Annotated in this window: 22 protein-coding genes; 7 read left to right on the forward strand and 15 right to left on the reverse strand. The window is 67.9% G+C overall.

Annotation, left to right across the window (positions count from 1 at the left end; all coding sequences use genetic code 11):
* Positions 1-882, reverse strand: a complete 882-nt coding sequence (locus ILT43_RS08380) for a LysR substrate-binding domain-containing protein (protein WP_204198481.1) — start codon at positions 880-882, stop codon at positions 1-3.
* 284 nt (positions 883-1,166) lie between these two features.
* Between ILT43_RS08380 and ILT43_RS08385 the strand changes: the two genes are divergently transcribed.
* Positions 1,167-3,440 (forward strand): CDC48 family AAA ATPase, encoded by a 2,274-nt coding sequence (locus ILT43_RS08385; RefSeq protein WP_204198483.1) that lies wholly within the window; start codon positions 1,167-1,169, stop codon positions 3,438-3,440.
* A gap of 419 nt (positions 3,441-3,859) precedes the next feature.
* Here the strand turns inward: ILT43_RS08385 and tldD are convergent, their stop codons facing one another.
* Both tldD and ILT43_RS08395 read right to left on the reverse strand, forming a co-directional pair.
* A complete protein-coding gene (tldD, locus tag ILT43_RS08390) occupies positions 3,860-5,281 on the reverse strand; it encodes a metalloprotease TldD (RefSeq protein ID WP_204198501.1) in 1,422 nt (473 codons plus the stop codon).
* Positions 5,282-5,321: 40 nt separating this feature from the next.
* Complete coding sequence (locus ILT43_RS08395) at positions 5,322-5,552, reverse strand: zinc-finger domain-containing protein (protein WP_204198506.1); 231 nt, start codon at positions 5,550-5,552, stop codon at positions 5,322-5,324.
* 58 nt (positions 5,553-5,610) lie between these two features.
* Between ILT43_RS08395 and ILT43_RS08400 the strand changes: the two genes are divergently transcribed.
* From ILT43_RS08400 to nadB, 3 genes are all read left to right on the forward strand, one after another.
* Positions 5,611-6,546, forward strand: coding sequence for an ABC transporter ATP-binding protein (locus ILT43_RS08400; RefSeq protein WP_204198508.1), 936 nt, complete (start codon positions 5,611-5,613; stop codon positions 6,544-6,546).
* A 128-nt stretch (positions 6,547-6,674) separates the two neighbouring features.
* A complete protein-coding gene (locus tag ILT43_RS08405; protein ID WP_204198509.1) occupies positions 6,675-8,534 on the forward strand; it encodes an ABC transporter ATP-binding protein in 1,860 nt (619 codons plus the stop codon).
* A gap of 239 nt (positions 8,535-8,773) precedes the next feature.
* Positions 8,774-10,354, forward strand: a complete 1,581-nt coding sequence (gene nadB, locus ILT43_RS08410) for an L-aspartate oxidase (protein WP_204198510.1) — start codon at positions 8,774-8,776, stop codon at positions 10,352-10,354.
* A 113-nt stretch (positions 10,355-10,467) separates the two neighbouring features.
* Here the strand turns inward: nadB and ILT43_RS08415 are convergent, their stop codons facing one another.
* From ILT43_RS08415 to ILT43_RS08430, 4 genes are read right to left on the reverse strand one after another with little or no spacing between them, the layout of a single operon-like run.
* On the reverse strand, positions 10,468-11,001 hold the full coding sequence (locus ILT43_RS08415; protein WP_239474411.1) for a SixA phosphatase family protein: 534 nt from the start codon (positions 10,999-11,001) through the stop codon (positions 10,468-10,470).
* A gap of 10 nt (positions 11,002-11,011) precedes the next feature.
* The gene (locus ILT43_RS08420; protein ID WP_204198512.1) at positions 11,012-13,711 is read right to left on the reverse strand and encodes a helicase C-terminal domain-containing protein; all 2,700 of its coding nucleotides are present in this window, start codon (positions 13,709-13,711) and stop codon (positions 11,012-11,014) included.
* A gap of 31 nt (positions 13,712-13,742) precedes the next feature.
* Entirely contained in the window at positions 13,743-14,309 is a 567-nt protein-coding gene (locus tag ILT43_RS08425) for a Uma2 family endonuclease (RefSeq protein ID WP_204198513.1), read from the reverse strand.
* 43 nt (positions 14,310-14,352) lie between these two features.
* Positions 14,353-15,357, reverse strand: a complete 1,005-nt coding sequence (locus ILT43_RS08430) for a cupin-like domain-containing protein (RefSeq protein ID WP_204198514.1) — start codon at positions 15,355-15,357, stop codon at positions 14,353-14,355.
* A 48-nt stretch (positions 15,358-15,405) separates the two neighbouring features.
* Between ILT43_RS08430 and ILT43_RS08435 the strand changes: the two genes are divergently transcribed.
* Positions 15,406-16,983 carry a lysine--tRNA ligase gene (locus ILT43_RS08435; RefSeq protein WP_204198515.1) on the forward strand — a complete coding sequence of 526 codons (1,578 nt, stop codon included), beginning with the start codon at positions 15,406-15,408 and terminating at the stop codon, positions 16,981-16,983.
* Between the two features lie 9 nt (positions 16,984-16,992).
* On the opposite strand, the gene ILT43_RS08440 is transcribed toward ILT43_RS08435, so the two are convergent.
* Positions 16,993-17,412 carry a hypothetical protein gene (locus tag ILT43_RS08440; RefSeq protein ID WP_204198516.1) on the reverse strand — a complete coding sequence of 140 codons (420 nt, stop codon included), beginning with the start codon at positions 17,410-17,412 and terminating at the stop codon, positions 16,993-16,995.
* 195 nt (positions 17,413-17,607) lie between these two features.
* On the opposite strand from ILT43_RS08440, the gene nhaA reads away from it, so the two are divergent.
* Positions 17,608-18,834 (forward strand): Na+/H+ antiporter NhaA, encoded by a 1,227-nt coding sequence (nhaA, locus tag ILT43_RS08445; protein WP_204198517.1) that lies wholly within the window; start codon positions 17,608-17,610, stop codon positions 18,832-18,834.
* Positions 18,804-19,814, forward strand: a complete 1,011-nt coding sequence (locus ILT43_RS08450; protein ID WP_204198518.1) for a histone deacetylase family protein — start codon at positions 18,804-18,806, stop codon at positions 19,812-19,814. The genes nhaA and ILT43_RS08450 overlap by 31 nt, the downstream gene beginning before the upstream one ends.
* Here ILT43_RS08450 and ILT43_RS08455 read toward each other — a convergent pair.
* The 7 genes from ILT43_RS08455 to rpmF all read right to left on the reverse strand — a co-directional run bounded on the left by ILT43_RS08455 (position 19,811) and on the right by rpmF (position 25,867).
* Positions 19,811-21,289, reverse strand: coding sequence for a PepSY-associated TM helix domain-containing protein (locus tag ILT43_RS08455; protein ID WP_204198519.1), 1,479 nt, complete (start codon positions 21,287-21,289; stop codon positions 19,811-19,813). The two genes, ILT43_RS08450 and ILT43_RS08455, sit on opposite strands and share 4 nt — an antisense overlap.
* Entirely contained in the window at positions 21,286-21,831 is a 546-nt protein-coding gene (locus tag ILT43_RS08460; RefSeq protein WP_204198520.1) for a hypothetical protein, read from the reverse strand. The genes ILT43_RS08455 and ILT43_RS08460 overlap by 4 nt, the downstream gene beginning before the upstream one ends.
* Positions 21,832-22,805: 974 nt before the next feature.
* Entirely contained in the window at positions 22,806-23,204 is a 399-nt protein-coding gene (locus tag ILT43_RS08465) for a MerR family transcriptional regulator (RefSeq protein WP_204198521.1), read from the reverse strand.
* A 2-nt stretch (positions 23,205-23,206) separates the two neighbouring features.
* On the reverse strand, positions 23,207-23,512 hold the full coding sequence (locus ILT43_RS08470; RefSeq protein WP_204198522.1) for an integration host factor subunit alpha: 306 nt from the start codon (positions 23,510-23,512) through the stop codon (positions 23,207-23,209).
* A gap of 115 nt (positions 23,513-23,627) precedes the next feature.
* Positions 23,628-24,593 (reverse strand): beta-ketoacyl-ACP synthase III, encoded by a 966-nt coding sequence (locus ILT43_RS08475; protein ID WP_239474233.1) that lies wholly within the window; start codon positions 24,591-24,593, stop codon positions 23,628-23,630.
* A complete protein-coding gene (plsX, locus tag ILT43_RS08480; protein ID WP_204198523.1) occupies positions 24,590-25,663 on the reverse strand; it encodes a phosphate acyltransferase PlsX in 1,074 nt (357 codons plus the stop codon). The genes ILT43_RS08475 and plsX overlap by 4 nt, the downstream gene beginning before the upstream one ends.
* A gap of 24 nt (positions 25,664-25,687) precedes the next feature.
* Positions 25,688-25,867, reverse strand: coding sequence for a 50S ribosomal protein L32 (gene rpmF, locus ILT43_RS08485; RefSeq protein ID WP_055841808.1), 180 nt, complete (start codon positions 25,865-25,867; stop codon positions 25,688-25,690).
* Positions 25,868-26,030 lie beyond the last annotated feature (163 nt).

Raw genomic sequence — 26,030 nt, forward strand, 5'->3', positions numbered from 1 at the left:
TCAAGCCCCCAAAGTCTTCACCAACCAGTCATGAAACAGCCGCACCGGCTTCGACTGCAACGCCCGCGGCCGGCAGACGAACCAGTAGCTGTACGGGCTCTCCACCTCGATATCGAACAGCCGCACCAGCCGCGGATCGTTCGCATCCTCGAAGTGGCTCTCCAGCATGAACGCGATGCCGAGCCCTTGCGCCGCCGCCTCCAGCATCAACTGCCCCGAATCGAAATGATCGACCGCCTGCGGTTCGATCTCCTCCAGCCCGGCGGCGTTGCGCCACGCGGTGAAGGTGTCGGGCATGTCGCGGTGGATCAAAGCGGTCAACGTCGCGACCTGCGCCGGATCGACCACCGGGTTCGGTCCCTCCAGCAAGGTGCGCGATCCGATGACGTACACCTTGTTGTGATCCAGCCGCTTCCCATACAGCGAGGGATCGATGTCGCGCGCCAGTGCGATCACGGCGTCCAGCCCGTCACCCAGCCGCGCGATGCCGTGCGCCGCCGTATCGATGTCGAGATGCAGTTCGGGATGCGTCGCGCGCAGGTCGCCCAGCCGCGGGAACAGCCGCTGCGACGCGAATAGCGGCAGAATGCCCAGCCGCAGCCTCAGCACTTCGGTCCCACTCGTCATCGCCTCGACCGCGTCGGACAGCTGGTCCAGCACCGGCGCGATTTGCTGCAGCAGCCGCTCGCCATCGGCATTGGCGACCATCGCCTGATGCCGCCGCGCGAACAGCGGCTTGCCGATGAACCGTTCCAGCGACTGCACGCGGCGGCTCAGCGCCGGTGCCGACAGCGCCAGTTCCTCCGCGGCAGCCTTGATCGATCCCAGGCGCGCGACCTGCACGAACGCCTCGATCGCGCCCAACGGGGGCAGCCTGCGCATCCCGTCCTCTCCCGCTTCTTATGTTAGCGATACCGCGAATTGCATAGAACGCAATCGTAGCGGAGTATTTCGCACTTGCAACATGGCTCGCTGCGACGCAAAAAGACCGTGCCTTTCAGGCATCCTCTCCTAAAAACTTTCAAGGGGTCGGACTTTCGGGTCCGGCCCTTTTTTTCGTCGCGTGGGGTTGCCCCGCCCCTAACCGCGCTGGAACCGGCTTCCTACCTCACGCGCTTGCCGTTCGAAAGGAATCGGCCAGATGGACCGCGTGGAAGGAAGCAGGAATGGCCGATAGCGAAACCCCGACGCGCAAGATTCAGGTGGCGAACAGCCGCCCGGAGGATTCCGGCCGTGGCCTCGCTCACCTGCCGCGTGCGCTGATGGCGGCGCTGGGCGTGGGCGAGGGCGACGTGATCGAGATCGTCGGCAAGCAATCGACTCCCGCCCGCGCGGTCGGCCCCTATCCCGAGGACGAGGGACTGGAGGTGCTTCGCATCGACGGTCTCCAGCGCGCGAACGCCGGCGTCGGCTCGGGGGATTTCGTAGAGGTGCGCCGCGCCGAGTCGAAGCCGGCGACTCGCGTCGTCTTCGCACCGGCACAGGCGAACCTGCGCCTCCAGGGCTCCGGTGCGGCGCTCCAGCGCACCTTCCTCGGTCGCCCCTTCTGCCAGGGCGATGTCGTCGCGACCGCGGGGCATCAGCGTGTCTCGGACATGCCACCGACCGTGCAGCGCTTCATGAACGCGCCCGCGTTCGCGTTGCAGGAAATCCGCCTCATCGTCGTGTCCGCCAGCCCCAAGGGCGTCGTCCACATCGACGAGAATACCGAAATTGAACTACGCCCCGAATATGAGGAGCCGCAGGCCGCGCGCCGCGCCGACGTGACCTATGACGATATCGGCGGCATGGCCGCGACGATCGACCAGCTGCGCGAAATGGTCGAACTGCCGCTCCGCTACCCCGAATTGTTCGAGCGCCTCGGCGTCGAGCCGCCCAAGGGCGTGCTGCTCCACGGACCGCCCGGCACCGGCAAGACGCGCCTAGCCCGCGCTGTTGCGAACGAATCCGACGCGCAGTTCTTCCTGATCAACGGTCCGGAGATCATGGGCTCCGCTTACGGCGAGTCCGAGTCGCGGCTGCGCGACATTTTCGAGGAAGCGACCAAGGCTGCGCCGTCGATCGTCTTCATCGACGAGATCGACTCCATCGCCCCGAAGCGCGGTCAGGTGCAGGGTGAGGCCGAGAAGCGCCTTGTCGCCCAGTTGCTGACGCTGATGGACGGGCTGGAGGCACGTGCGAACCTCGTCGTCATCGCCGCCACCAACCGGCCGGAGGCGATCGACGAGGCGCTGCGGCGTCCGGGGCGCTTCGACCGAGAGATCGTCGTCGGCGTCCCCGACGAACGCGGCCGGCGTGAAATCCTCGGCATCCACGCGCGCGGCATGCCGCTGGGCGACCGCGTCGACCTCGATGAGCTGGCGCGCACCACCTATGGGTTCGTCGGCGCCGACATCGCCGCGCTGGCGCGGGAAGCCGCGATCGAGGCGGTCCGCCGCATCATGCCGCGCCTGAATCTGGAGGAGCGGACAATCCCCGCCGAGGTGCTCGACACGCTGTCGGTGACGCGCGAGGATTTTCTGGAGGCGTTGAAGCGCGTCCAGCCGTCGGCGATGCGCGAGGTTATGGTGCAGGCCCCGAATGTCCGCTGGGAGGATGTCGGCGGCCTCGATGCCGCGCAGGAACGGCTGAAAGAAGGCGTCGAACTGCCGCTGAAGGACCCGGACGCGTTCCGCCGGCTCGGCATCCGTCCGGCCAAGGGCTTCCTGCTCTATGGTCCTCCCGGCACCGGCAAGACCCTGCTCGCGAAGGCGGTCGCGCGTGAGGCACAAGCCAACTTCATCGCCACCAAATCGTCGGACCTGCTGAGCAAATGGTACGGTGAAAGCGAGCAGCAGATCGCTCGCTTGTTTGCCCGCGCGCGTCAGGTCGCGCCGACCGTGATCTTCATCGACGAACTCGACAGCCTCGTGCCCGCGCGTGGATCGGGCGGTGGCGAGCCGCAGGTGACGGAGCGCGTGGTCAACACCATCCTCGCCGAGATGGACGGGCTGGAGGAATTGCAGTCGGTCGTCGTGATCGGCGCGACCAACCGGCCCAACCTCGTCGATCCCGCGCTGCTGCGACCCGGTCGGTTCGACGAGCTGATCTATGTCGGCGTGCCCAGCGAGGCCGGGCGCGAGCGCATCCTCGGTATCCAGACCGGCAAGATGCCGCTGGCGTCGGACGTCGATCTCGCCTCCATCGCGCGCCGCACCGACCGCTTCACCGGCGCCGATCTGGAGGACGTCACCCGCCGCGCCGGCCTGATTGCGCTCCGCCGTTCCCGCACCGCGACGGAGGTCACGATGGCCGACTTCGAGGGCGCATTGGCGGAGGCGCGGGCGAGCGTCACCCCTGAAATGGAACGCGACTACGAACAGATCGCCGCGCGCCTGAAGCAGGATGCGGCCGCGATCCAGCCGGTCGGCTTCGCCTTCCCGAGCGCGGCGCGGGGGTAGGGGGCTTTCGCTTGCGGGGGACGGGTGGCGGCCAATACTGACCAAACGCCCGGACCGCGCGCGCAACTGACCGTCGATCGACCCCGGCGAACGCCGGGGGTAGTCGCCACGTAGACAGTGGCACTCACAAAGCTTGCCACGACTGGGCCCCGGCCTGTGCCGAGGAAGTGCAGGAAAAAGAGCTATTTACCTTAGATTCCGTCATTGCGAGCGGAGCGAAGCAATCCAGGAGCCGCGCAGGACGCGCTGGATTGCTTCGCTCCGCTCGCAATGACGGCTCGGTGGTTGGTTGAGCCCGGACCAAGCGCCATAAACCAACTCCACCTCTCCCCTTCAGGGGAGGGGCCGGGGGTGGGGCGGTGCCACGAGCAAATGACGCGTGAAGAAGCCGCGCGCATTCCGAAAAACGTGCTCGAAACCTAGGTCGCAGTCCCCCCGACCGTCAGCCCCTCGACCAGCAGCGTCGGCTGACCGACACCCGCCGGCACGCCCTGACCGCCCTTGCCGCAAACCCCGATACCCTCGTCCAGCGCGAAGTCGTCGCCGATGCCGGTCACCTTGGTCAGCACGGTCGGACCGTCGCCGATCAGCGTCGCGCCCTTGATCGGCGCGCCCAGTCTGCCGTCCTCGATCATGTACGCCTCGGTGCAACTGAACACGAACTTGCCCGAGACGATGTCGACCTGTCCGCCGCCGAAGCTCTTGGCGAAGATGCCCCGCTTCACGCGGCTCAGCAGCTCGGCGGGATCGTCCTTGCCGCCCTTCATGAAGGTGTTGGTCATGCGCGGCATCGGCGCGTGAGCGTAGCTTTCGCGCCGCCCATTGCCCGTCGCGGCCATGCCCATCAGCCGCGCGTTCAGCCGGTCCTGCATGTACCCCTTCAGGATACCGTCCTCGATCAGCACCGTTTCGCGCGTCGGCGTTCCCTCGTCGTCGATCGACAGCGATCCGCGGCGATCGACCAGCGATCCGTCGTCGACTATCGTGATCCCCGGCGCGGCTACCCGCTCACCGAGCCGGCCCGAAAACGCGCTCGTACCCTTGCGGTTGAAGTCGCCTTCCAGCCCGTGGCCGATCGCCTCGTGCAGCAGCACCCCCGGCCAGCCCGGCCCAAGCAGCACCGTCATCTCACCCGCCGGCGCGGCGACCGCGTCGAGGTTGACCAGCGCCTGCGCCAGCGCCTCGTCGATGCCGCGGTTCCACGTCGCATCCTCGAACAGGCGGTCGTACAGATAGCGCCCGCCGATCCCGAACGTCCCCGTCTCGCGCCGGCCATTCTGCTCGACCACGATCTGGATATTCAGCCGCACCAGCGGCCGCACGTCGGTCGCGACGAAACCATCCGGCCGAACGATTTCGACCACGCTCCACGATCCCGACAGCCCGACCGACACCTGCGCCACGCGCGGATCGCGCGCGCGCGCGGCGGCGTCGATCGTCTGGCACAGGTTCACCTTGTCGGCGAAAGGGATCAGGTCGAGCGGGTCGGCGTCGGTGTACAGATGCCGGTTGTTGCCCTGCGGCGGCGGTGCCTTGGCCGCTGCGGACGGATCGATCAGCGCCATCGTCTGCGCCGCGCGCTTGATCGCCGCCTCGCTCACCTCGTTGGCGTGAGCGAACGCCGTCGTCTCGCCCGACACCGCGCGCAGGCCGAAGCCCGCATTGGTGTCGTAGCTCGCGGTCTTCAGCCGCCCGTCATCGAACCCGAACGCCTCCGACTTGCGATACTGGAGGTAGAGTTCGCCGTCGTCCGCCTTGCCCAGCGCATCGGCCGCCAGCGTCTGCGCGGCCTCCGGAGCGAGATCGCGGTACAGGAAGGAGCGGGGATCGAGATATACCATACCGGCAATATAGGCACCGGTTCGCGAACGTCCATGCGGTTCAGGCGCTGCCCTCGGTCACGTCGGGCAGGCTCGCCTGATCGACGCCGTCCGCCGGCCCGCCGATCAGCACGAAACGCCGGTCGCAATAGCCGCAGTCGACGTAACCGAGTTCGTCGATCTGCAACCACACGCGCGGATGGCCCAGCGCGGCGCCGCCGGGGATGTCGGCAGCACCGTCGCAGGCGACGCGGGGCTGGCTGGTGCGGGTGACTTCTAGCGGCGGGGTCATACGGTCCGAATAGCAAGGAGCATTGTGGCGAGGCAAGCCGAAGCCTAACGGGATTCGCATGACGTCCATCTCCACCGAAGCTGCGATCTCCATCAACGGCCTGTGCAAGACCTATCAGGGCGGCAAGCGCGCGCTCGACGGGGTGACGTTCGACGTGCCCCGCGGCCAGATCTTCGGATTGCTCGGCCCCAACGGCGCGGGCAAGTCGACGCTCATCAACATCCTCGCCGGGCTGGTGAACAAGACGGAGGGCTCGGCGTCGATCTGGGGCTTCGACATCGACGCGCACCCGCGCAACGCCAAGGCATCGATCGGCATCGTCAATCAGGAGATCCTGTTCGACCCCTTCTTTACGCCGGTGGAAACGCTGGAGATCCAGGCCGGCTTGTACGGCGTGCCGAAAAAGGACCGCCGCTCGCTCGACCTGCTGCGCGCCGTGCATCTGGAGGACAAGGCGAACGCCTATGCCCGCACGCTGTCGGGCGGCATGAAGCGGCGGCTGATGGTCGCCAAGGCGATGGTGCATTCCCCGCCCGTGCTGGTCCTCGACGAGCCGACCGCGGGCGTCGACATCGAACTTCGCCAGCAGCTCTGGGCCTATGTCCGCGAACTCAACGCGGGCGGCGTCACCGTCGTGCTGACGACGCATTATCTGGAGGAGGCGGAGCAGCTCTGCGACCGTATCGCCATCATCAACCACGGCCGCCTGATCGCCAACGAACCGACCCGCGACCTCGTCGGCCGGGCGCAGGAAAAGGTCGTCGCCGTCACCGTCGACCGCGACCTGACCGCCGCGCCGGAAGCACCCTGTTTCGAAAAGATCGTGCTGAAGGGCGCCCGCGTGCTGGAAATCACCTACTCCAAGGCACGCGTGAACGCCGGCGAGGTCCTAGCCGCAGTGCAGGCCGCCGGTGTCGGCATCGTCGACGTCTCGACCCGCGAACCCGATCTGGAGGACGTGTTCCTGTCGCTGACGCGATCGACCGCGGACTAGTTCCGGGGATCGTGCAGCTAACCACCTGATTCGCTCGCACCGACGAAGAATCCACTCTCGCCGTCGCAACCCGATGGTGCTTCCGTGTGTTGCGGCGCAGCATAAGCAGGTCATCGGTGGAGTGCGCCTTGCCTTTTCTCGTCAGCCCGACGCGCTTCATCTTGCATTACGTGCGGGCGCGGCCGTGGATATTCCTTGCGCTCGCGCTGCTGGTCGCCGGGGCTTCGATCTGCGCGATCAGCGTTCAGTATGCGATGAAGCTGCTGATCGACGCGATGACCGGCACCGATCGCATCCGCTCCGCCGTCTACGACGCCCTCGCCGCGTTCCTCGGGCTGGTGGTGCTGGAAAGCCTGCTTCAGCGGGCGGCGGCGCTGACGCTGGGGCAGTCTACGGTCGCGTCCGGCGTCGGCATCCGTCTGGACATGATCGATTATCTGACCGGCCACCAAATGCCGTTCTTCCAGAACCAGCGCGCCGGCTCGCTCGGCCACCGCGTGTCGGGGCTGGCGGGTATTTTCGGCGCGATCGTCCACCGCCTGTTGCAGGAGGTGACGCCGCCGCTGATCGTCTTCGTCGGTGCGATGATGATCTTCACCACGATCGACGTACGGATGGCTGCGGTGCTGGGGGCGATCTTCGTCCTCGTCACCGCCGGCCTCGTCATGCTGGGGCTGCGCGGCCACGTCCACCACAAGGCGTTCGCGGAGCATGCCGGCACCGTCGGCGGCGAACTGGTCGACCTGATCGGCAATATCTGGGTGGTGAAAGCGTTCGCCGCCCGCCAGCGCGAACTGTCGCGGCTTCAAGGATTTCTCGACGACGAGGCGAGCGCGCAAAAACGCGGCTGGTTCTTCGTCGAACGGATGCGCGGACTGCACGATCTGGCGCTGGCGATCCTCGTCGGCGGCACGCTCGTCTGGGCGATCGGCCGGTGGTCGACGGGTGCGATCAGCACCGGCGATGTCGTCATCATCAGCACGATGACCTTCCGCATCCTGCACGGCTCCCGCGATCTAGCGATGGCACTGATCGATACCAGCCAGCAATTCAGCTACCTGCGCGAGACGCTGGACATCATCGGGGTGCCCCAGACGCTCAGCGATGCCGACGACGCCGCCCGGTTGCGCGTCGGCGAGGGGCGGGTGGAACTGACCAACGTCACCTTCGGCTACGATCCGCGCCACCCCGTGCTCCACGACCTGTCGCTCGTCATCCCGGCGGGGCAGAAGGTCGGCGTCGTCGGCCCTTCGGGTGCCGGCAAGTCGTCGCTGCTGCAATTGATCCAGCGCTTCCATGACCCGCAGGCCGGCCACCTCGCGATCGACGGCCAGCGCATCGACAGCGTCACGCAGGAAAGCCTGCGCGACACGCTCGCCGTCGTCCCGCAGGAGGTGCTGCTGTTCCATCGCACGGTGATGGAGAATATCCGCTTCGCCAAACCCGACAGCAGCGACGAGGAGGTCCACCGCGCCGCCGAAGCCGCCGGCTGCGACGACTTCATCCGCCGCCTGCCGCACGGTTACGACAGCATCGTCGGCGAACGCGGCACCAACCTGTCGGGCGGCCAGCGCCAGCGCATCGGCATCGCCCGCGCCTTCCTGAAGAACGCACCCGTGGTCCTGCTCGACGAGGCGACCTCCGCGCTCGACTCGGAATCGGAACTGGAGGTGCAAAACGGGCTGGAGGCGCTCATCAAGAACCGCACCGTCATTGCCGTCGCGCACCGCCTGTCGACGATCGCGAATTTCGACCGCGTCGTCGTCGTGGTCGACGGCCGCGTCGTCGAGGACGGACCGCCGCAGGAACTGCTTCGCATGCCGGGCGGCGCGTTCCGCCAGCTATGGGTGATGCAGGTCGAGGGGCTGGACCGCTCCACCGGCATCTCCGGTGCCGGCCAGCGCATCCGTCACCTCTCCGACCAAAGCCGCCAGCACATCCAGCGCATGATGCGCAGCGCCTGGGCGGGGGTCACCGAACGGGTCTAGAGGCTGTCGGTATCGACCTGAACCGTTCGTGCCGAGCTTGTCGAAGCACAGATGAGGCTCATGCCCCCTTCGGCAGACACCATTGCGCCGTTGCCCGCCAACCCCCTGTCCTACACCGCGCAATCATGTCACAGACCCGTCATGCCCGCCGCGCCCTCCCGTCGCTCCGATGTCGCCTATCGTGCGCGTTGGACTAACCTTAGCCTAACCTTCCGCGCTCCCATCGCTGGGTTCGGCTTGTGAGTCAGGCGGATATCCTGATCGTCGGCTCCGGCGCGGCCGGACTGACCGCGGCGCTCAACCTCGCCGAACGCTTCCGCGTCACCGTGCTCGCCAAGGGCGCGCTCAACGAGGGCTCGACGGCCTGGGCGCAGGGCGGCATCGCCGCGGTGCTGGAGCCGGGCGACACGTTCGACAGCCATATCGAGGATACGATGATTGCCGGCGCGGGCCTGAACGACCGCGCCACCGTCGAGTTCGTCGTCGAACGCGCGCCCGCCGCAATCGAGCGGCTTCAGAAACTCGGCGTCCCCTTCGCGCAGGAAAACGACATCCTGCACCTGACGCGCGAAGGTGGCCATTCGCACCGCCGCATCGTCCACGTCGCCGACGCGACCGGCTGGGCCGTGCAGGAGGCGCTGCAACGCGCGGCCGAGGCGCATCCGAACATCACGCTCGTCCCCGATCAGGTCGCGATCGACCTTGCGACCAGCCGGCACGAGGAACGCTATTCCGGCGCGGGTCATGTCTGGGGCGTCTACGCGCTTGACCGCCGCACCGGCCGGGTCGAGGCGCATGTCGCACGCGCCACGATCCTTGCGACAGGCGGGGCGGGGCGCACCTACCTCTTTTCCACCGCCCCGCGCGGGGCGACGGGCGACGGTATCGCGATGGCGTGGCGCGCGGGTGCGCGCGTGTCGAACATGGAATTCATGCAATTCCACCCGACGTGCCTCTACCATCTGGAGGTCAAGAACTTCCTCATCACGGAGGCCGTGCGCGGCGAGGGCGGGCGGCTCATCAACCCGTCGACCGGCAAGCGCTTCATGTCGGAATACGATGCCGACCGGATGGAACTGGCCCCGCGCGACGTGGTAGCGCGTGCGATCGATGCGGAGATCAAGCGCTACGGCCTCGATTACGTCCACCTCGACATCAGTCACCAGCCGCCGGAGTTCGTTCGCGCGCACTTCCCGAACATCTATGAAAAGCTGATCGGCCTCGGCATCGACATGACCAAGGAGCCGATCCCGGTCGTGCCTGCGCAGCATTACACCTGCGGCGGCATCATGGTCGATCGCGACGGCCGCACCGACCTGCCCGGCCTCTATGCCGCGGGCGAGTGCACGCAGTCGGGGCTGCACGGCGCGAACCGTCTCGCTTCCAACTCGCTGCTCGAATGCTTCGTGTTCGGCGAAGCGGCGGCAACGCACATCGCGGAGTGCTGGGATGATCTGCCCGCCCCGCCCGCGATCCGCGCGTGGGACGAAAGCCGCGTCACCGACTCCGACGAAGAGGTCGTCATCAAGCAGAACTGGACGGAAATCCGCCGGTTCATGTGGAATTACGTCGGCATCGTCCGCACCACCAAGCGGCTCCAGCGCGCCGCCAATCGCATCCGCATGATGACTGACGAGGTCGGCGACTATTACGGCCATTTCCGCGTCACGCCCGATCTGATCGAACTGCGTAACCTGTTGCAAACCGCGGACCTGATCGTGAAATCCGCGCTCCACCGCAAGGAAAGCCGCGGCCTCCACTACACGCTGGACTATCCCGCCACGGACGCGGAGGCGGTCGACACGATATTGGTGCCGTAAAACGTAAGCTCCGCCCAGTCCGTCACCCCAGCGAAAGCTGGGGTCTCCCTCCGCATATCGACCGCTTCGGCAGGAGGGCCCAGCTTCCGCTGGGATGACGACCAAGACCCCCCTCAGTCCTCGTCCGGTCCCAGCGTCGCATCCAGGTCGCGCGGCCGCGTGAACGCCTCCAGCGTCGCTGCCCCCGACCGCAGGTCCGCCCACCCGCCGTCCCAAGTCATCACGGCCACCGCCGCGGTCGGATATTTCGCCTCCACCGCGTCGCGCAAATCGCCCCCGTCCGCCACCAGATCGAGGACGAGGTCCTCCAGCCCGGGATTATGACCGACGACCAGCGCCGTCCCCGCCGCCTCCGGCAACTCGCGGATCAGGTCGAGCAGGGTCGCGGCCGATGCCAGATACACGCGCTTGTCCCATGCCGGCGCCAGCGCCCGGCCATAGCCATATTCGACCTCGACCAGCGTCTCGACCACGCGCAGCGCGGGGGAGGCGAGGACATGGTCGAACGCCGCGCCCTGCGTCTTCAGGAAGCGGCCTATCACCTGCGCCGCGCGGCGCCCCTTGGGATTCAGCGGTCGGTCGAAATCGCGGGGAACGGCGTCGTCCCAGCCCGACTTGGCGTGGCGCAGCAGCGTCAGCGTCTTCATGGCGTCTCCGTCAGCCGGCTTGATCTGCGTCATGCCCGATCCGGACGGTGGTGGAAAGCCGCTCGGCGACGCGGGCGACCGCGTCTTCCAGCGTCACCCTCGACACTCGCACGCCGGACGGAAATGCATCCAGTAACCGCGACGGCATCGCCGCCGACAGTAGCACGAACGCGCCGCGGTCGTCCGCCCGCCGGATCAGCCGCCCGAACGCCTGCGCCAGCCGCGCCCGGACGATGCGGTCGTCATACGCCGAACCACCCCCCGCCAGCTTTCGCGCGGCATGCAGCACCGTCGGCTTCGGCCAAGGCACGCCCTCCATGACGACGAGGCGCAGCGACGTGCCTGGCACGTCGACCCCGTCGCGCAAAGCATCGGTGCCCAGCAACGACGCCGCCGGATCGTCGCGAAAGATGTCGACCAGCGTCCCTGTATCGATCGGATCGACATGCTGCGCATGCAGCGGCAGGCCACCGCGCGCCAGCCGGTCGGCGATCCGCGCATGCACCGCGCGCAGCCGGCGGATCGCGGTGAACAGTCCCAGCGTGCCGCCATTCGCCGCCTCGATCAGCCGCGCATAGGCATTGGCGAGCGCCGGAATGTCGCCGCGCTTGACGTCGGTGACGATCAGCACCTCGGCGTTGTTGGCGTAGTCGAACGGGCTCTCGACCTGAAACCGCGCCGGCGCGCGAGCCAGATGCGGGGCTCCCGTCCGCGCCTCCGCCACCGACCAGTCGCCGCCGCCCGTCAGCGTCGCCGACGTGACGAGCGCGCCGTGCGCCGGCTTCAGCACGATCTCCGCGAACGGGCGCGTCGGGTCCAGCCAGCGGCGATGCAGGCCGATGTCGTACTCGCGGCCCTCGACCCGCTCGACCGACAGCCAGTCGACATGATCGGGATCGACCGGCCCGCCGACCCGCGCCAGCAGCGCCAGCCACGCCGCGACCGTCTCCGCCCGCCAGCCGATCGAGGCGATTGCGCCTTCGACCCGCGCCCGCGCCGGTCCGTCGAGCCAGTCCGGCCCTTCGGTCAGCACCGCTTCCAGCCGCCGGCCGAGCGTCACCAGCGGTCGCACCAGCGCATCAAGCGCGGCGGCGGCGGGGGCGGCGGCCTCGATCAACTCGGGCGTCGGTTCGGCCAGCTCGGCCTCCAGCCCGTATCCGGCATCGCCGGGCTGTTCGGCGCGCGCATAGGTCAGGCCGCGTACCGCCGCGAGCAACGCCTCGATTGGGCCGAACGGCTGCCCCTCGTTCAGCCGTCCCAGCCAGCCGTCCGCCGCCAGCGCCTGCGCCGCCCGCACCGCATCGGCGATCGCGACCCCGCCCGCCTCGTCGTAACTGGCGACATCCGACAGGCGTGCCTGCAACCCGCGCCGTCGCCCGCGCCCGCCCGCCTCGGGACCCAGGATCCAGCGGCGCAACTCGATCGTCTCCGATCCGGTCAGCGCCACCCCGAACATCGCATCGGCGGCGTCGAACAGATGATGCCCCTCGTCGAAGACATAGCGGGTGGGCCGTGTCGCCACTTCGCGTCCGCGCGCCGCGTTGACCATCACCAGCGCGTGGTTGGCGATGACGATGTCCGCGTCCGCGCTCGCCCGCGCCGCCCGTTCGATGAAGCACTTCCGATAATGCGGGCACCCGGCATAGACGCACTCGCCACGCCGGTCGGTCAGCGCCGCCGGCCCGTTGCGCCGGAACAGCGTCGGCAGCCAGCCGGGCAGGTCGCCGCCGACCATGTCGCCGTCCGCGCTATACGCCGCCCATCGCGCTACCAGCTGCGCCAGCACCGCTGCACGGCCCGCGAAGCCGCCGTGCAATGCGTCCTCCAGGTTCAGCAGGCAGAGGTAATTCTCGCGCCCCTTGCGCGTCACCACCCGCTCGCGCCGCAGTACCGGGTCGGGGTAGAGCCGCTGCGTCTCCGCCGCCAATTGCCGTTGCAGCGCCTTGGTATAGGTTGAAATCCACACCGCGCCGCCCGCCCGCTGCGACCACAGCGAGGCGGGCGCGAGATAGCCCAAAGTCTTGCCGATGCCGGTCCCCGCCTCCGCCAGCACCATGTTCGGCGACTCGCGCACCGCGCGCGGCGCGAAGGCGGCGGTCGCGGCGGCGGCATAGGCCCGCTGCCCCGGCCGTTCCTCCGCCAGCCCGCCGGTCAGTTCCGCCAGCCGCGCCTCGCTATCGCCCGGCTCGATCTCGATCGTGCGCGGCGCGGGGCGGGGCGCGCCTTCCTCCCATTCCGGCAGGCGGGAGAACAGCCAGCGCTCGTCGACCCGCGGCTTGACGATGCGCGGTCCGACGACGGGGGCCCAGGCCCACCGCAACCGGCCGAGCGACTGGACCGACGCCCATGCGCCCTCCCGCTCGCGCCAGTCGTTGTCGGGCACCGCCAGCAACGCCGCCGTCGCCTCCAGCAGAAACGCCGCCACATCCTCGTCGCGCTCCGGCGGCGACAAGTCGACCGCGCGCGCCAGCCCGGCCGGCGTCGGCACCGCGAACCGCGCCGGATGCAGGAAGGCGTACAGTTCGAGGATGTCGAGGCCCGACAACTCCGCATAGCCCAGCCGCTGCCCGACCAGCGGCGCGTTCAGCAGGATCACCGGCGTATCCGCGGCGACCCGGATCGCCTCGCCACGCCCGACCGGCCGCGTCCCCTCGGCGGTCGCGATCCAGATGCCGCCATGGCTGGCATGAAGGGCGGGGTAGGGGGGCACGCGCCCGTTTTAGCGGAACGAAGCGTGAATGCTAGAGAATGCCGTGCCCATCGATCGTCAGGTTCGGCACCGTCGCGCTCTGCAAGGGCCCCGCCATCGGGACTATCCTGCTGTCGACGTAGCTGCCGTCCGCCGGCGTCCAGAACTGATGCACCTGCCGTCCGTCGACATCGACGACCCAATATCCCGGGACGTGCTGATCCGCATACAGCGTGCGCTTGATCCCGAGGTCCCCGCGCAGCGACGTCGCGCCTACTTCGATCACCAGCATGACGTCGTCCCGGTTGAAATACGCGCCCTTGGCGTCGATCCGCGCCACGAGAACGTCGGGTTGCGGCATATTATGCGGCGCGAATGCCAGACTGCCCTCGACGTAAGCGTCGTATGGGTCGCTGCGGTCGCGGAGCGCCAGCCGCAGGCGGAACATCAGCTCGTTCTTGATCCGCGTGTGCGGCAACATCTCCGAATTCACCGCGACGATGACCCCCTCGATCAATTCCGTGCGACGACCATCGAACGCGCCCGCCCGATCGAGCAGTTCGTAATCCTCGATGCGCAACTTGAACGGTTGCAGGTCGGATGACGGCATCATGTTCATGGCGACGCTCTTCTACCACTCACACGGGCCGACCCCAAGCCTTTCAGCGCAACGAGCGCGCGATCAGATCCTTCAACCGCGCCAGCATTCCCGGCGTCCGCTCGCCCAGCACCCCGCGCGCGTCGGGCGGCAGATGCGCGACCGGATCGTCGGCGCGGAAGACATAATGGTCGAACATCGCCCGCCACGCCTCGCGCTCGCGCTGAGCCACCGGCCCCAGTGTCAGGATCGCGTGGTACAGCGCGCTCAGCGGCGTCGTCGTTCCCGCCGGCGCATCCCGCCACCAGTAATTGACCATCGCACCGATCTCATCCAGCCCGCGCACCGCGTGCCACCAGAGCGAGGGCATATACAGCACGTCGCCCGGCTCCAGTTCCGCGACCTGCGCCTGCTCCAGCGCCGCGGCGAATTTCGGATGCCGCGCGAAATCCGGCGCGTCGATATCGACCAGGCTCGACGGCTGCCCCGCCAGCGTCAGGTCGAGCGGCCCGACATACAGGTTCGCAACCTGATCGGTCGGGAACAGCGTGAACCGCCGCCGCCCCATGACCACGCACGCCAGATTCTGCGGCAAATCCCAATGCGCCGCCGTCTTCGTCCGGTTGCCCAGCCACAGCGACACGAGCATCCGCCGCTCCGCATCCAGCAGCGGCATCGCATTCTCCGCCCGAAAGCCCGGGACATGCTTCGCCACCGGCAGCGCCCCGGCATAGATCGCGAATGGGCTGGCGCTTCCCCGCTGGCGCAATAGCAGGTCGAGCAGCTGGTCGATCGTCGCCAGCCGCCGGTCGTGGTTGTACCCCTCGAAATCCTCGGTGAAGCCGAACCGCCCGTCGATCGCCGGATCGCCGAACCACGCCTCCGCCGGCTCGTCCGTCGCCCGCGCACGCAGATACGCGGCCAGCGCTTCCGCCCCCTCGCGCGCCGCCGCCACGATCGGCCAGTCCGCCACCAGCCCGCGCAGCACCGCCGGGCGTCCCGCGGGCACGATCTCCGCCTCGAACCGTGCGCGGTCGACGGCGTAATATTCCGGAACGCTGCTCGTCACGGCCCCCAGGGTAGCAGCGCGCCGCAGGTGGGGCTAGGAGCCGGGACAATGGTCGACGAAACACTGAGAGCGGAGGCGCTGGCCTCCAAGGCATGGCCCTATGAAGAGGCGCGCAAGCTGCTCGCGCGCTACCCGGACGGGAAAGCCAACGGCCCGATCCTGTTCGAAACCGGCTACGGCCCCTCGGGCCTGCCGCATATCGGCACCTTCAACGAAGTGCTGCGTACGACGATGGTGCGTCAGGCGTTCCACGCCCTGTCCGACCAGCCGACGAAGTTGGTCGCATTCAGCGACGACATGGACGGCCTGCGCAAGGTGCCGGACAACGTGCCGAACGGCGACATGCTGCGCGCGCATCTCGGCAAGCCGCTGACGACGATCCCCGATCCGTTTGGCACGCACGACAGCTTTGCCGCGCACAACAACGCCCGTTTGCGCGACTTCCTCGATCGCTACGGCTTCGACTACGAGTTTGCCTCGTCCACCGAATACTACACCGGCGGTCGCTTCGACGAGGCGCTGAAGCTGGTGCTGCGCCACTTTCAGGGCATTCAGGACGTGATGCTGCCGACGTTGCGGGCGGAGCGGCGCGCCACCTATTCGCCGGTGCTGCCGATCAGTCCAACGACGGGCGTCGTGTTGCAGGTCCCCGTAGAGGTGGTCGACGCCGCCGCCGGCACGATCGCGTTCGTGGACGAGGACGGCCAGCGCGTCGTCCAGTCCGCGCTCGGCGGCCTGTCGAAGCTGCAATGGAAGGTCGACTGGGCGATGCGCTGGGTCGCGCTTGGCGTCGATTACGAGATGGCGGGCAAGGACCTGATCGACTCGGTCGTGCAGTCGTCGAAGATCACCCGCGTCCTCGGCGGCCGCCCGCCGGAGGGGTTCAACTACGAGATGTTCCTCGACGAGCATGGCGAGAAGATCTCGAAGTCCAAGGGCAACGGCCTGTCGATGGACCAATGGCTGACCTATGGCCCCGAAGAGTCGCTCGCCTTCTTCGCCTATCGCGAGCCAAAAAAGGCCAAGCAACTGCACATGGGCGTGATCCCGCGCGCGGTGGACGACTATTGGCAGTTCCGCGCCAACTACCCGGCGCAGGACCTGAAGCAGCGGCTCGGCAACCCCGTCCACCATATCCACGACGGCAATGTCCCGACCGAAAAGCTGCCGGTGACGTTCGGGCTGCTGCTCAATCTGGCCAGCCTGCCCGGTGTCGGCGATGCGCAGACGATGTGGCGTTTCCTGCAACGCTACGACGCGGGCCTGTCCCCGGAAGCGAACCCTGCGCTCGACCGGCTGGTCGGCTATGCGGTCGCCTATGGCCGCGATTTCGTCGCGCCGACGCTCGTCCGCCGCGCACCGACCGACGCGGAAAGCGCCGCGCTGACCGACCTCGACGCGGCGCTGGCCGAACCGGTCGAGGGCGACGACGTCGCCGGCGTGTTGCAGGACCGCGTCTACGAGATCGGCAAGGCGCATTACGGCAAGGAGGCGCTGCGCGACTGGTTCAAAACCCTGTACGAGACGCTGCTCGGCTCGTCGCAGGGCCCCCGAATGGGCAGCTTCTTCGCGCTCTACGGCGTCGACAACAGCCGCAAGCTGATCGCTGAGGCGCTGGCGCGGTGACCGTTCCGCCTAGCTGACGACGCCGTCGGTACAGCGGATACGCATCCCCTTGGTCGTCACCAGCGCGGTTTCGCCGGGTTGCGCCTCGACCCGGCCGTCGCCCTTGCTGCTCGATACTACCAGGATCATCGGGCGATCGACGACGCAGCGATATTCGGCCTTGGTCACGGTGCAGGCGCGCCGCAGCGCGGCTGCATCGTCGGCAGACGGATTTCCCACCGATTCGACGCTGAACCCGATCGACGCTGAGCCGCCGAGGAAGGCCGCCTTCAGCCCCGAGATGAGCCGGCCTTGCCACAGGTCCGGTTTGCTCGTGGGGCTCAACCCGATCTGCGGCGCGAGCCGCGCGCAGAAGCTCGGCCGCCGTTGCTGTGCCGTGGCGGCGCTGCTTCCGATAATGGACAGTATCGCGACGATCGCCAGTTTCATCCACCACTCCCCGGAACTCGCACGGTCCCCCCGGCGTGTCGGAACGATAGGGACGTTAGACGACAAATGCGTGACAGCCGCCGGTCCCGCCCGGCTGATGTCTCCGGTCGTGTCGCGGCACTTTGGGAGGCACCCGATCTGCCAACCCTCCAAGCCGTATTCAGAACGCGCCCCCGATCGGCTAGGCCTGTCGTCATGATCCGTCGTCGCCCCCTCTCCGCCCTCCGCGCTTTCCTCGTCGGGGAAGCGGGGGGTGGTGCCGTGCTGATTGCGGCGGCGGTCGTGGCGATGGTCACGGCAAATCTGTCGGCGACCGCGCCGGTCTATGAGGCGTTCCTGCACTGGACCACTGGACCGGTCATCGCTCCCGCGCTGGGGTCGATGACGGTACATCTGTGGATCAACGATGCCGCGATGGCGCTGTTCTTCCTGCTCGTCGGGCTGGAGATCAAGCGGGAGCTGGTCGATGGACAGCTTGCCAATCCCAAAAAGCGCCGCCTGCCGATCATAGTCGCGGCGGCGGGGATGGCTGTACCTGCGCTGATCTATTTCGCGGTCGCCGGCAGTACGCCCGGCCTTGCGCGGGGTTGGGCGATCCCCGCGGCGACCGATATCGCTTTCGCCGTCGGCATCCTCGCGCTGCTCGGCAGCCGGGTGCCGCCGTCACTCAAGATCTTCCTGACTGCGGTGGCGATCGTCGACGATATGGGTGCAGTGGCAATCATCGCGCTCGCCTACACGCCCGCGGTCGATCTCGGGGCACTGGCGGCGGCGGCGGGAACGCTGGCGGCGATGATGGCGCTCAACCGGCACAAGGTCGGGGCGGTCTGGCCGTATCTACTCGGGTTCGTGGTGTTATGGTATTGCGTCTTGCTGTCCGGCGTCCACGCGACGGTCGCGGGCGTGCTGGCGGCGGCGGCGATCCCGCTGACGCTATCGCCGGGCGTTCCCGACGAGCCCGATTCGCCGCTGCACCGGATCGAGCACGCTCTGGCCGGACCTGTTCTGTACGGCGTCGTCCCGCTGTTCGCCTTCGCCAATGCCGGCGTGTCGCTGCAAGGGATCAGCGCCGAGACGCTGCTGCATCCGCTGGTCGTCGGCATCGCGGCCGGACTGTTCGTCGGCAAGCAGGCGGGTGTGATCGGCGCAATCTGGCTGGCCGAGCGGCTGGGGTTTGCCAAACGGCCGGGCGGCGCGGGGTGGATGCAGGTTTACGGCGTCGCGTTGCTCGCGGGGATCGGCTTCACGATGAGCCTGTTCATCGGTCAACTCGCCTTCCCGGAGGACCCGGTGCTGGCGGAGGAGGTGAAGCTGGGCGTGCTGGGCGGATCGATCGCATCGGCGCTGATCGGCTATTGCGTCCTGCGCCTCGTCGCCGCCAAAAAGCCGGTATGCAACGCTTCTTCTCCCCCGCCCAGTTGATCCACGCGCCTGCGCGCGAACTGCACAACGGTAGCTTCACCGACTATGCCGAAACCCCGGCGCGAGCGGAAGCGATCCTGCGTGCGATCGGCGGTGCGGCGGAACCCGCTGATCGCGGCGAAGGTCCGATCCTGGCGGTCCATACGCCGGATTACGTTGCGTTTCTGAAGGATGCCGCGCGGTTGTGGCGGGAGGCGGGGCGGCCGGGTAACGCCATCCCTTATGCCTTTCCGATCGTCGGCCGCCGCCCGCTGAAGCTCGACCGGATTGATGCGCTGCTCGGCCGCCACGGCTTCGATGCAACGACGCCGATCACGCCCGACACGTGGGCGGCTGCCTATGCCAGCGCGCAGACCGCACTCGCCGCGACCCACGCGGTATTGGACGGCCAGCAGGCTGCGTTCGCGCTGTGCCGCCCACCAGGCCATCACGCGGGCGCGGATTATTGCGGAGGCTATTGTCACCTGAACGTCGCCGCAATCGCTGCGCAGGCGGCGCGCGACGCGGGAATGGAGCGGGTCGCAATCCTCGACATCGACTATCATCATGGCAACGGCACGCAGGATATCTTCTGGACGCGCAGCGACGTGTTCTACGCCTCGGTCCACGCCGATCCGGCGCGCGACTATCCCTTCTACTGGGGCCATGCCGATGAAGTGGGCGAGGGTGAGGGCAGGGGCGCAACGCTCAACTTGCCGCTGCCGCACGGCACGACGCGGGCCGCTTTCCGTGCCACGCAGGTCCAAGCGCTGGACGCGATCGCCGCGTTCGATCCGGGGTTGCTGGTCGTCAGCTTCGGCGCGGACACGTGGGAGGGGGACCCGATCTCCCGCTTCGCACTGAAGACTGACGACTATCCGCTGCTCGCCGCCGACATCTGCGATCGCGGGTGGCCGACGGTGATCGTGATGGAAGGCGGCTATGCGGTCGACGCGCTGGGGGCGAACGTCGCTGGCTTCCTGTCGGGGTTCGACGGCTAGATCGACCGGACTGTCCGCACGCCGCGGAACAGCCACAGGACCGCGCCCGCCGATACCGCCGCGATCAGGTCAATCGCGATCGGTCCCCCCATCTCCGGCCGCAGCAGCGCCGCATGCCCGGCCGCCGTCGCCAGCACTGCTGCCGCCGCCACCGTCCGCAGCCGTGCCGCCGTGGCCCAGAGCGGCCACGCGATCGCAGCCACCAGCATCGCAGCCATCAGGCCCCAGAACATGCCCACCAGCGGCGCGTCCGGCCCGGCGGCGCCGCGCAGCCACAGCGCCGCGAGCAGCGCCAGCGGGGTACCCCAGACCACTACCGCCCAGCACGCCGCCATGCGCTGGCTGTGCAGCCCGCGACGGCGGCGCTTCTCCAGCCACAGCGAGGTGCCCGTGGCGGTGACGACGCACAGTCCCAGGCCCAGCAGCATATAGGCTAGCTCCACCGCCAGCCCGCCGAAATTGCCGAAGTGCAAATTGTACGCAGACGCCGCCGCCTGTCGGCCGATCGGTCCATCGGACAGCCCGACCTTGCCCTTCGCGACGCCGCGCCCGTCAAAGGCATAGGTTTCGCCGTAGATCAGCCGGCGGGGATGCTCGGCAATGATCTGGACGTGCTGGCCGCGCGTGCCGGGGTCGTGCGCGATGACGTAGGTTGGTGTCGTGCCGGGTGCCTGTGTGGCCTGCGCGCGGATCGCAGTCGCGAGATCGGGCAGGGGCGCGCGAGCCGCGTCCGGCTTCGGTTCGTGGCCGAAGATCGTCGCATAGACCGGCTCGACCGCGCCGTTCGTGTAGGCGCGGGCTAGTAGCGTCGTACCGACGCTGCCCAGCCCGATGAACGCGCCGGTCAGTGCCACCGCCAGCACGAACGGCAGTGTCCATACGCCCAGCCGGTTGTGCCAGTCCGCCCGCGCGAGTTGGGTGTTGTGGCGGGTGCGGATGCGGAAGGCGTCTCGGAAGATCCGGGGGTGGGCGAGGACGCCGGTCACGACCAGTCCGACGAGCATCACGCCGAACGCGCCGACGACGATCAGCCCCAACGTCGCGGGAAGATGCAGATATTCGTGCAGGCCGATGACGAACTCGGTCCAGGCATGCGCCTCCCGCCCCACGACCTTTCCGGCACCGTCGACATACCAGGCACCGTTGTCGGTGGTGACCACCGCGCGCGGCAGGTCCGGCGTCGGCATGCGGATGTAGAGGTGCGTGGTGCGCGGCTTGCCCGCCTCGCCGGCGACGACCGCAGTCATCGCCGCCTGTGCCGCGGCGGGCGACAGCGATGCCGTTTCGGCGATATTGGGCTGTTCCCAGCGTTGCCAGCGATCGTGGATCACGATCAGCGATCCGGTCAGCGCGATGATATAGAGCAGGGCACTCGCCAGCAGGCCGATCGCGGCGTGGCCGCCGAGCGCGCGCTGCACGAGCGTGGCGGGGGCCGGCGTCGTGGTCGGCGTGTCAATTTTGAAGGGCGCGTTCATCCGACGCTCCAGAAGACGGTTCCGAGGATGGCGGCGGACGCGGGCGCGGCGATCATCCGCGACGGGCCGGCGCGAGTCATCTGCACCGCGATGATGATCGCCCAGGCGATCGGTTGCAGGAACAGCGTGATGACGACCGCATCGGTCTCCACCGCGCCGGCCCGCCGGGCCGCGGCCTGCACGCCGAACGCCAGCCACTGCGCCGCGACGAAGGCGACGGGTACGACGAGAACGAAGACCGACACCCGCGCCGCGATTTCGGAGGCGCGTTGTGGTAAGGCGATCGCCGCCGCCACGCGGGCGGGACGCTGTGGCCGGGCGGGGGAGGTCCAGCCTGCGTAGAGCAGCATCGCCAGCGCCGCGGCCGAGCCGGCGAGGATCGTCACCGCGAGGCCCCACGCGCCATCGGCGACGGTCGCGCCGATCGCCGCGACGGCGGCGATCAGCCAACCCCCCAGTGCCACCCCGCGACGGCCGTCCCAACCGAACCGCACGAGCATCATCGCGGCGACCGCCATCAGCAGCATCACCGGCGTCGTCATGCCGCCAAGTCCATGCCAGGGCTGGGCTTCATCGACGGTTCTCCGCTACTACGACGCTGATCGGCATGGCCGCACCGGTACAAGCCGCGCTATTGCAAATCAATCGCATAGTGGAGCGGGTCGGAAAACGCTGAGGTCAGCGCCCCGCGAATGCGCCGATGTCGTTGGGCGCGCACCGCACGGCGTCGACGTGCATCTTCACTCCCGCTTCGGGGATTGTTGCAGAACCTCGTCTGTCATCCCGGACAGGCCGGGGTCCACTTGGGACTACGGCGGTAGGAGATCGGGAACGTTGCCCAACTAGACCCCGGCCTCCGCCGGGGTGGTAGTTTGCCACCAGACAGGAGGCTGTTTCGCAAGGCCCCTCCACCAGCGAGCCGCTCGCGATAACGTCCCATTCCGAACTTTGTCCGGCAAGTCACATGGGACACGGTGCAGGCGACGATCCTGAAGTTCGGGACGTAAAGATCGCGCTCAAGGCTTCGATACGATCCGCGGCTGGCGGCAATGGTTTGACGATGGAGCAGCGCGGCGGTTCTTCTGCCCTGTGCCGTCAGTCGAAGCCTCGTCTCCCCGGACGTGGTCGGCGTCGACTGAGCAGCGAGCGCCGCCCGCTGAGCCTCTTGCCAATGAAGCCGCGCTTGAGAGGCCTCGGATATGTCGGTCATTGTTCCCGCTAGACACATACCGCTCATGTGCTCCCGCGAAGGCGGGAGCCCAGTACTGTGCTCCCGCCTTCGCGGGAGCACATGGATGCGGGGAAAGTTGTAGTTCCTAATTAGGAGGGGCAAGTCTCAGGCACGTCTGCGGTAAAAGGCGCACTTGCGCCGATCGCCTTAAAGCTCGAAGCGAAGTCGATCAGTCCCAGGAACGAGATGTCGGCACAGGCGCAGTCGGTCATATAAATTAGCGGACGTGCCCTGTCGCCAGCTACAATCCTCCTTCCCGCAGCCCCGAAGGAGCGGAGGTACGTGTCAGGTCCCCGAGGACACGCCGTCCTCGACCAGTGCATCCGCCAGCAGGGCGCGGATCGCCTGCAACGATGCCGCGGTGTCCGGGTCAGCAGGTGAGGGAGCAGTGTCCGCGACGGGCGAGGGAGGTGGCGAAGCCGTGCCCTTCTTCTCCGCGGCCAGCAACTGCTGAACGCCGCGGATCGTGTAGCCCTCGTGGTTCAGCAGCGCGTCGATACGCCGCACCAGTGCGACGTCGTCGGTGCGGTAGTAACGGCGGTTGCCGGCACGGGTTAACGGCCGCAACTGGGGAAAGCGCGTCTCCCAGTACCGCAGCACATGATGCGGCAGACCGGTGTCCGCCGACACCTCGCCAATCGTTTTCAGCGCGCCACTCGCCTTGGGCGTGGGCGCGCCGACCACGATTATGCCTCCGGAGCCCCGACGATGCGGTCGCGCATCATCTGGCTGGCTCGGAATGTGAGGACGCGGCGGGGTGCGATCGGCACTTCGATGCCGGTCTTGGGATTGCGACCGACGCGCTCACCCTTGTCGCGGAGCACGAAGGTACCGAACCCGGAAATCTTGACGTTCTCGCCCGAGGCGAGGCTCTCGCACATTTCCGACAGGATCTGCTCGACGATATCCGCTGAGTCCGCGCGGCTCAGACCGACCTGATGATGCAGTGCTTCGGCCAGATCGGCCCGCGTCAACGTCCCTGCTTCACTCATTCCAGGCTCCCCATTCGCCGCGCCTACACTGGCACAAGGCGATTCGAAAGCCCCTTTGCTCTATGTTACACATAGTTGAAAAGAGGAGAACCGCACATGAATGAAGTTTTTGCCGCTAAAAACGGATGACGGCCGCGCCCCAGGTGAATCCGCCGCCCATCGCCTCCAGCACGACGATGTCGCCCTGCTTCACGCGCCCGTCGCGGACGCCGACATCGAGGGCCAGCGGCACCGACGCCGCGGAGGTGTTCGCGTGGCGGTCGACCGTGACGATGACCGTCTCGGGTGCCAGGCCCAGCTTGCGTGCGGTCGCATCGAGGATGCGGGCATTGGCCTGATGCGGCACGACCCAGTCGACATCGTCGGCGGCGATGCCGGCGATCCCCAGCGACTCCGTCATCACGGCCGCCAGATTGGTCACGGCGTGGCGGAATACCTCGCGCCCCTTCATCCGCAGCTTGCCGACGGTACCGGTGGTCGACGGTCCACCATCGACATAGAGCAGGTCGTTGTAGCGACCGTCCGCGTGCAGTTTCGTCGCAAGGATGCCGCGGCCGTCCTGTTCGACTTCCTGCCCCTCCAGCACGATCGCGCCGGCGCCGTCGCCGAACAGGACGCAGGTGGTGCGATCCTCCCAATCGAGGATGCGGCTGAACGTCTCCGCCCCGATCACCAGCGCGCGGCGGTGGACGCCGGTGCGCAGCATCGAATCGGCGACCTGCACGGCGTACAGAAAACCTGAACACACTGCCGCCACGTCGAACGCGACGCAGTCGAGGATGCCCAGCGCCGCCTGGACCTTGGTCGCGGTAGCGGGGAACGTCTGGTCGGGCGTAGCCGTCGCCAGCACGATCAGGTCGATATCGGTGGCGGCGATCCCCGCCGCCTCGATCGCGCGCCGGGCGGCGTCGGTGGCGAGCGTGCCCGTCGTCTCGTCCGGGCCGGCGATGTGGCGGAAGCGGATACCGGTCCGCTCGACGATCCATTCGTCGCTGGTATCGACCTGCGCCGCCAGTTCCGCGTTCGACACGCGGCGGGCCGGCAGGGCCGACCCGGTGCCGGTCACGACCGAGCGGATCATGCCGCCGCGTCCTGCGGCTTGGGAGTGCCGGCACGTCGGGCGGGGCGGGCGACATGCTCCAGCCCCAGATCCTCGGCGATGCGGCGGGTGAGGTCGGCGCGCGCCATCTTCGTCGCGTTGCCGATGGCGGTGGCGACGCCGCGCTCGTTGGCGCTGCCGTGGCTCTTCACGACGATGCCGTTGAGGCCCAGAAACACCGCGCCATTGTGGTTGTTGGGATCGAGATGATGCTTCAGCAGCTCGGTCGCGGGGCGGGAGATCAGGAAGCCGACCTTTGACCGGATGGAGCTGGTAAAGGCCCGCTTCAGCAGGTCGGCGACGAACCGCGCCGTCCCTTCCGCGGTCTTCAGCGCGATGTTGCCGGCAAAGCCGTCGCACACGATCACGTCGTGGTTGCCGCGCGCCAGCTTGTCGCCCTCGACGAAGCCGGTGAACGCGAGCGGGAGGTGCGCAGCCGCCTTCAACTGAGTCGCGGCGTCGCGAATCACGTCGGTGCCCTTCTGATCCTCCGACCCGATGTTGAGCAGCGCCACGCGGGGCCGCTCCAGGTCCATGATCGTACGGGCATAGGCCGCGCCCATCACCGCGAACTGGACGAGGTTGCGGGCATCGACTTCGGTATTGGCACCCAGGTCGAGCATCACGACGTCGTTGTCACCCAATGTCGGCAACGGCGCGGCGAGCGCCGGCCGGTCGATGCCGGGCAGCGTGCGCAATGCGACCTTTGCCATCGCCATCAGCGCGCCGGTGTTGCCGGCGGACACGGCAGCCGCCGCGCGACCCTGCTTCACCAGATCGATCGCCACGCCCATCGACGTGCGTTTGGCGCGACGGATCGCCTGGCTCGGCTTTTCGCTCGGCCCGACGACCTCGGGCGCGTGTACGACCTCGGCGTTCTGACTGAGATTGGGGTGGGCGACGAGGGCTTCGCGAATCGCCGCCTCGTCGCCCACCAGCAGGAACCGGCTGCCCTCGAACGCGCGGCGCGCCCGCGCCACGCCGGCGAGCATCACCGCCAGCCCTTCGTCACCGCCCATCGCATCGATGGCGATCCAGGGCTGTTCGGTCATCGTCGGTTCCAGTCGTTCGGAGGCTTACGCCTCGACCGACACGACCTCGCGGCCATTATAATGGCCGCAGGCGCCGCACAGCACGTGCGGGCGCTTCAGCTCGCCGCAGTTCGGGCACTCCTGAAAGGCCGCGACGGTCAGCGAATCGTGACCGCGACGCATGCCGCGCTTGGAGGGAGAGGTCTTTCGCTTGGGAACGGCCATTGCGGCACCTTGTCGTGTTTATACCGGTGGAGACGAACACAAAAAAGTCGGGCACGGCCGAATTGGCCGCGCCGGCATTCCGGGTCCGTCGCGAAGCGTGGCGCTATAGCGAATTCGGCTGCGGTTGCAAGCGTCGCGACGTGCTTCCGATGCGGCCGGAGGT

Origin of the sequence: Sphingomonas longa (genome assembly GCF_016892685.1) — a bacterium.
GTDB lineage: Bacteria > Pseudomonadota > Alphaproteobacteria > Sphingomonadales > Sphingomonadaceae > Sphingomonas > Sphingomonas longa.